General features: G+C 58.8%; 3 protein-coding genes. 1 reads left to right on the forward strand and 2 read right to left on the reverse strand.

Features of this window, described 5'->3' with window-relative positions:
* Positions 1 to 452: 452 nt before the first annotated feature.
* On the forward strand, positions 453 to 863 hold the full coding sequence (locus tag NX775_RS23765) for a DUF2061 domain-containing protein (protein ID WP_258838229.1): 411 nt from the start codon (positions 453 to 455) through the stop codon (positions 861 to 863).
* A 215-nt stretch (positions 864 to 1,078) separates the two neighbouring features.
* Here the strand turns inward: NX775_RS23765 and NX775_RS23770 are convergent, their stop codons facing one another.
* The gene (locus NX775_RS23770; RefSeq protein ID WP_258838230.1) at positions 1,079 to 2,560 is read right to left on the reverse strand and encodes a DUF3999 family protein; all 1,482 of its coding nucleotides are present in this window, start codon (positions 2,558 to 2,560) and stop codon (positions 1,079 to 1,081) included.
* A gap of 18 nt (positions 2,561 to 2,578) precedes the next feature.
* Positions 2,579 to 5,851, reverse strand: a complete 3,273-nt coding sequence (locus NX775_RS23775; RefSeq protein WP_258838231.1) for a DUF2339 domain-containing protein — start codon at positions 5,849 to 5,851, stop codon at positions 2,579 to 2,581.
* Positions 5,852 to 6,148 lie beyond the last annotated feature (297 nt).

A 6,148-nucleotide genomic window follows, 5' to 3' on the forward strand; every position in this document is an offset into this window, starting at 1 on the left:
CTCATTGCTGAGTAACGTATTTCTTTTTCGTGAACATTTGATAATTTAAGTAATCAAAGACCGAAGTCTTTGGCACCTTCATCAAACGCCCACACTTATCGACTGTTAATTTTTAAAGAACTTTATTCGGTGCTGCTTCTGCCGTTTGCTACGAAGCGTTGTGTTCGTTAGCAGCAGAGAGGCGAGATTATGAAGTGTTTCTCATTTTTCGTCAACCCCTTCTTTCCTTCGCTGTCGCTGCTTTTAAGCGGCGTCTGCGTCGGGCAGAACGAGACTATAACAAACCTGTGACATGTTCGGCAAGGGGCTTATGAAATATTGCGGCCTATCACAATGAGATCTTCAATAGGAATCACCTATCACAATGGTAGATATATATGCCTTTGTGTGCCAATCGAGAATGACTATCATTTGCCTCTACCGTATCAACACGTGCAATCTCAGGAGTCAAGATGGTCGTCGCTGCCAAGAAAACCAGTCAAGTCATCACCCACATGGCCATTGCTTTCGCCATTGCGTACGCGCTGACTGGTTCGGTCATGTTTAGCGGCCTCGCAATCATCATTGAGCCCGTGATCAATGTGCTGCTCCTCCCTTTCCACGAGAAAGCCTGGGAGGCTATCCGTGCCCGTGCACGCTCCGAGCGCGAACGCTATGCCCGACGCGCTGCCGAAAAAGTCAGCCAGACCGCCATGCATATGGTCGTGGGGTTCACCGTCATTTACTGCGCGACGGGCTCGCTCGCGTCCGGCGGTATCGCGGCCATCCTTGAACCAGTATGCAATGTACTTCTGCTGCCAATTCACGACCGCTTCTGGGACCGGCTCGAATTGCGCGTCGCCGGCCAGCATGGCGCTGCCTGAGTCACTCGTGGCAAAGGCTGCACAGGCTCGGCAATAACAGATGGAGCAGCTTGACCATCCCATGCAGCATGAGGGCCACAGCAACGCTTAACTCCATGACCAGTCTGTCCGTGCGCGAGTGCCTGCGCCAGCTCGGTCGGAACAGATCGATCCTCCACAGCAGTGTCTTACCACCCGTCGGTGCGTTGAGTCGTTAGGTCGCTTCTTTTCTTCATTTACTCAGAGGCATGCAGCCCGCCGTCGGGAGCAACGTCAGATGGAGGCGTGCCGGAAGTATCTGCCTTCATCTGCCGGAACAGATGCCAGGCCATGGCGGCAAGTGCCGCAAGGCCGCACACCAACACGCCCCACAACCAGTACCGGCGGGTTCCAGCAGTCCGGTCAGCCTCCACGATCGTAGCTGGCGATTGCTGTTGTACGAGTGCCCCGGGTGTCGCAGATTCCAGCTCAGCCAGTTCACGCGACGTAAAGCCCGGTGCAACCTGGGAGAGCGGCACGCTGGCAGCCGTAGCACTGGCGCGGCCAAATGCCAGTTGGTATGGCGCCTTGCCGGCAGCCACAAACACAATGGTTGCGGGCGCCCAACGCAAGCGCAAGGCTGGACGCTCCAGGAGGGCCGTCAGCGGCCGTGCCACCCACATGGACGCATTGGTGGGTGCGATCTCGACGTCCCCTGAAACGCGCTGCTGTCCCGTCTGTGACAATTGATAAAAGGTTGTATTCACGATTGGCTGCAAGCGCGTCACAACCCGGTCGCCCGGTTTGCGGTTAGACGTGGTTTGGTACTGTCCCACTATCACCGGCATGACGACGTTCTGCCCTTCAAACACGAAGCCAACAGCAATCGCGGGAATGGCGACAGGCGCTGCATACATGACATCGCGCCCTTCGGCAGCTGGCAGACCCGGCAAAACAATGGTCTCCATTTGCATGGCGGCGTACTGCTGCACGACATAGTCGGCGTTGATGTCAGCAAAGGCGAGCGGCTTGCCCTCGAGCCAACGAATACGGGCGTAGCGAAATGGCCGCGGAGAAAATTCGATGCGGTGCTTGCCGACGCTTGCGCCTCGATCGTTGACCAGCCAACTGACCGCCGCCTCTGCCAGCACGTCCCAGTCTTGCAGGTCGTTACTTACATCGACCGCAACGTGCGCGTTGTAGTTGTCGATTCCCGGGGACAGCGATAACGCCAGCGCGCCCACTGGTGCGGCAGCGCTGACCTTCGCAGCCAGTGCTGCCGGCTGAAGGTCGAGGATCAGGCTTTGCAGTTCGTCGCTCGCTGCGCGCGATGGCGTCGTCACGGAGATGACGGCGCCGTCACTCCGGGTACGGATCTGCAAGCTTTCAGGCATCGGCCCTGTGTCACGGGCGGTACCATACAGTGGGAAAATAGCGACCGGTGCAGTCGCCTTTTTTTCTACGGCTGGTGGGGCCTGATCGATCAGCGCAAAAGGCATCGACGCACCAACGGCATCGAACACGCGCAGATCGTGCAAGGCGGACGAGCGCGCTTTCAGATAGACCGCACGCGGCAGCGGCAGTCGCACGATGGCTTGGCTGCTCATGGTGCGCAAAGGGAGACGATGAGAATAATCGGTCAGCCTGTCCGTTGGGGCCGCTGGACTTTCAGTGACGGCGGCGCCCGTCAGCGCGAATGCCATGATGACGCAGCAGTACCTGCAGAGAGAAATCGGCATGGGTCGTTCTCCTGTAGGTCAAGCTGACGCAGCCATTGACGCGGCCTGCAGTGCTTTCGGATACGGTGCGAGATAGCCCACCAGTAGCAGCAACAGGCCAACACCAACGAACGACACAACGCGCGCGATGCTTCCGCCATTGGCCAGGTCAACCAGGAACAGCTTGGCCACTACAATGCCGTACAACAGCGCGCCGATCCACCAGACCCGTCGTCGAGCAGTGCGTGCCGCAACGCGCATGAGCGCGAAAGCACTTGCACCCCAAGCCAGAGAGAGCAATGCTTGCACCGTTTGCGAAGCCGTAAGATCGGCCAGCCGGTAATCGATGCCAAGGTAATGCGCCGCACTTCGTAGCAGAATGAGATTGAACCAGAGCCACGCTGCCACCATGGTGGCACGCAGCAGCGTGGATAGAACGGGCTGATCCAGTGCAGCTCTGGCAGCGAGTTGCCGCAACGTGCTTACCCATAGCATCAGCACAAACCCTGTGGTCAGATCGAGCGGGTTGAGCAGTGGAATATAGGGCAACGGGGCCATCGCACCATCGTGCCGCAAGTTCCACAGAGCGATCGGCAACATCGTCAACATGATCCCTACTGGAACAGCAATCGATCGGTACCAGTCGGCAATCGGCGCAGTAGGCCAGCCCCCCGTCATGCTTCGACGCAGGAACCCGACGAGGACCAGCATCATTGCCCACGTCGGCAGGTAATTGCTCCATGCCGCGTCCGTAACCCAGCCGCCTTGCAAGATCAATGCGCTGTCGATTGGCGTGGCTAACCATCTGTCGATCAGGATCGCGCCGGTTGGCCACAATGCGAGCCACGGCCCACCCGTGCGCACGACGTGCAGCAGCTGCAGGACGGTGCGGTTCAGGAGCAACCCGCTGGTATGCCAGCGTAGCATCGCCTGTTCGTTGCCCAGCCATGCAACTGTCCATGCGATCCAGAGCGCGGCGTCCGGGAGCGCGTGCGCGCCGTACAGCTGCGCAAGTAAGCGCAGCGTGATGATGGCCAGCGCGGCCCAGCAGACAAGGGCAAACCAGCGCAGGTGGGGCCAGACGAGGCGCGGGGCGTAGCGCACGCAGGCGATCGACGTAGCCGCGATACCAAGGGAATACAGTGCCAGCCAGAGGGAATCCATGCTGCCCAGGATAGCGGGCAGATAGTTGGTTAACCGACTCGCCGCGATGTTAAGGGCGCTCATCCACCAGATACAGCTCCAAAGCAGCAACCACGCTGGAAGGTGGCGGCCGTTTTGCGTGGGCGCAGTTCGCTGCAGCGTACGGCTGGTTGCGAACGCCGCTACTGCCAGGATCACGATGCCCAGCAAAGGCATGGCGTCATTTAGCTCGACTATGCGTATCCATAACAATCCGGGCGAAACAGCCATCGCCAGGCCGACAGCTCCCGCGATCTGGGCGGCCAGAACCAGTTGCCGCGCGGTAGGCCAGAGCATGCGCATGCTGATCGCATACAGCAGCAGGGCGGTGAGCATTGAGCCGCCAACGATCCAGTTGGCCAGGGTACCCCCCGAAAAACGCAGGGATGCTTCGGTGTACCACCCGGCCAGGAGCCATGCAGCAGCGAGTGCCAGAGCCGTGTTGGCTAGTGGCGACAAATCCTGTTCACCGCCGTGCGGCCTGCGTAACGCCACGGCCACAGCATAAGCGCTGCCGGCGAGCAGCAGGAAGCCCAACCACAAGTGCGCCGTCAGTGCGGTGTCGATGTCGAAGCCGGACAACGAAATCGTGAAGCTGATCCAGGCTGCGACTTGCAATAACAGGCCACAAATCCAGATGGCTTGCCGGCGGTGTTGCAGGCCGAACCACACGAAACCAAATCCCTGGAGTGCCCATGCGGCCGAGGTCCAGCGCGCATCAAGGGCAAACGGGATCGTCAGCGTGGCGAAAATAGCTCCAAGAACGGCAAACGTCCGCACCAGCGCACGCCAGCGCTCCTTGCCGGCATGCCAGAGCATCGTCCCGACCACGAGATAAAAGCCGCCCAGCCCAAGGGCGGAGAAAGCCAGTCCAAACTGCATGTCCTTCACCAGCCCGACCTGAAAACCGAAGGTTAATAGCGGCGTGCCCATGATCAGCGTGGCATCGACGCAATCCTGCAGCCGTGTTCTCTTGCGGCCCGCGAATGCGAAAGGGATGGCCGAATAGCACAGGAAAAAGAAGATGAGAAATGCCTGCGCCGATGCGTAATTGTCCGAGGTGTATTGCAACCCACCCCAAGCCCCGCCAACCCCAAACGTGAAGACAAAGCCAAGTAAATTGAGTTGGTGCCACGAACGCTTGAACGCCAGCACGAACACGCCGACATTGAGCATCACGTAATAAGAAAACAGGGCTATATAGTTTCCCTCTCCAGTCGATAAGAGCAGGGGACAGGAGAATCCGCCGGTTATACCGAATGCCGCGAGCCACGGCGCTTCTTGCAATATGGCCAACAGGCATGTGAATACCGTGAGCGACACCAGCAAGGCGAAAGCGAATTCCGCAGGTATCAAGGCATAGCGCTGGAATGCGCTGAAGATCACCAGCATCAGGATGGCGATAGCAGTTCCCTGCACCGGCAACCCGATCTCTCTGCGTTTGCTGCGCAGGCGCCAGCCCCAACCCAGCAGTCCCAGGTCGACCAGTACCACGGCGCCCAGCCTTAGCTCAATAGAAATCGTGATGGTCGCCGCGACATACTTGAGCAGGAATGCAATGCCGATAAACAGGATAACCAGGCCGAGCTTGGCGACCAGATTCCCGGTCATCAACCAGGTTTTGACCGCAACCAGCCAGCGAGGTGGCGGAGATACCGCTTTGGTTGAAGCATCAGGATCCAGCGGCGGCGTGATCGCTTCGTGTTGAATCGGGCTGCCACGGCTTCGGCCACGACGGGGAGTACCTCGTTTTGCTTGGGGCGACCGATGGATTGTCTGGGCGTCATCGACGCTGGCACTGGCACTGGCACTGGCACTGGCCCTGGCACTGGCACTGGCACTGGCACTGGTACCGTCCACCCCCTGGACTTGTGCATGGGCGCTATCTGGCAAAACGGCAGATGACACCTGTTCAACATCATCCTTTGGTACTGTGGAAACGGCCATGTCGGCAGGACGAGGCGTTGGTGTTTCCAGAGGTGCCGGAGAGAGCTGTTGGACCTTCTCGCGGAGCAAAACCAGCTGCTCTTCCAATTCGTTGATTTGATAGCCGCGTCGCAGCCCCACAAGCCAGGCTGCAATGAAGGGATAAGCCGCTATTATCAATACCCATGTGGTGATCTCACGCATGGCGGCCCTTCATGTGAAGTACTTGGTTCCGCCAGTCCGGCCCCACGCATCATGCGACAGTCCCCTTGGCGTCAAAGAAATAGTAAGAGCCAGAAGCATGTGCAGAAATGAACCTGTTTGACCGTTGCGCCCGATCAAATCACGTGGTTGGTACGTGGGGTTTTGCTGCCACAGTGGGCCAGTGGCGTATGAGAGAGGCGGCAAACTCTAGCGAGCCTGAGGATGAGCGGCACGCCAAACAGGGCATGACAACTTGTGGGAATGGGTTGGATGGTTGATGGGTCGATCGCATCAAGT

Source organism: Massilia aurea, from assembly GCF_024753205.1.
Classification (GTDB): domain Bacteria; phylum Pseudomonadota; class Gammaproteobacteria; order Burkholderiales; family Burkholderiaceae_D; genus Telluria; species Telluria aurea.